A 1,480-nucleotide genomic window follows, 5' to 3' on the forward strand; every position below is an offset into this window, starting at 1 on the left:
CTCCAATGAAAGAACACAAGGGGCAGAACGCTTGTTCTGCAGGGCTTTCCCTGGGTTCGGTTGTGTTTTGACCGGCATTCTGCCGACCGGGTAAATTTTCTCCGTTCGCAGGACGGGCTTTTCCATCCTGCGGTGCTGAACCATTCTCCAATTCGTGACCCTAACGCCGGTCTGCTTTTCGGCTTCGGTCACAGAGTGGCGTTCGGCTCCCGGCTTCCCATTCTCCTGTAAGAGCGCAGCCCGGACCTGCCAGGCTCGCTAAACCAACATCAGGACAGCCGGGATATTGCTGACGATGCGCCTTCCTCTGCATTTGCGCCGCGCCGCTCGTAGGGGCGCTGGTCGCGCAGAATCTGGAAGACGACCGTCAAAAGCTTGCGCGCGATGGCAACGCGCGCCTTGTTTGCTCCTCTGAACTTCAAATGCTCGAACTGGGCTTTAAGCTGCGGGTCCGTGGCCACGGCCGGTGTGACTGCCTCGACAAAGGCCCAGCGCAGCCACTTGTTGCCCTGCTTGATGATCTTGCCGTGGTAGGTCTTGCCGCCGGAGGAATAGGTCGAGGGAACGAGACCAGCATAGGCGGCCAGCTTCTTCGGATTCCGGAAGCGACTGATGTCGTCAATCTCGGCGTCGATAAGCCGGGCGAAGAACTCCCCAATGCCAGGGATGGTCTTCAACAGCTTCACGTTGCTATTGGCCTTGGTCATCGCCCGGATCGTTGCTTCCGACTGCTTGATCCGCACGTCGATGTCCGCGATGAAGGCGAGACCACGGTCGATCTGGATGCGGTCGATCTCCGAGACCTTCACCTGCGCCAGCTGGACGCGGCCGGCTTTGCCAAACAGATCGCCGAGCTTCTGCAGCTGTGCCGTCTGCTCCGGATAACGATCAAACACCGTAACGATGCGGTTCTTCGTCATCGTGCGCAGCCGCACGTAAAACATCCGCTCACGCAGGGCGACGCGAAGGTCTCGCGATTTGTCGCTTGGTGCCCAGGCCTCCGGCACCAGGTCGGCCCTGAGCAGATGCGCCAGCACCGTCGCATCGATCTTGTCCGTCTTGATCTTGGCATCGGCAATGGCCTTGACCTTCAGCGGATGGGCGAGAACGACATCATCACAAATGTCGTCGAGCCAGTCGTACATCACCATCCAGTTGCGGGTGGCTTCCACCACCGCATGGCTGTTCTCCCGATAGCGCTCGAGAAACGACCCGAGCGACTGACGATCGTTCTTCACTCGCCCGGATCGTAGTGTCTTGCCGGTGGAATCTTGCACGACAAGGTGGCTGTAGCTTTTGTGGTAATCTACCCCAATGTGATAATCATAAGGTGCAGTCACGCTTTGCTCTCCTTCCATGAGTTCGCGAAAACCCAAGTAAGGTAGGCCAAACAGCGCAAGGCGTGACTGTCCCAAGATCATCTGCATCTCAGAAATCCGTTCTCTCAATGCTGGGCGCGGCCTCTTTCATGCCACCTCCT

At 58.2% G+C, this 1,480-nt stretch carries 1 protein-coding gene; it reads right to left on the reverse strand.

Annotation, left to right across the window (positions count from 1 at the left end; all coding sequences use genetic code 11):
- Positions 1-269: 269 nt before the first annotated feature.
- Entirely contained in the window at positions 270-1,340 is a 1,071-nt protein-coding gene (locus EFB14_RS32740; protein ID WP_126830946.1) for an IS110 family RNA-guided transposase, read from the reverse strand.
- Positions 1,341-1,480: the final 140 nt, after the last annotated feature.

The sequence above is a fragment of the Rhizobium fabae genome (assembly GCF_003985135.1).
In the GTDB taxonomy this organism is placed as follows: Bacteria; Pseudomonadota; Alphaproteobacteria; order Rhizobiales; family Rhizobiaceae; genus Rhizobium; species Rhizobium pisi.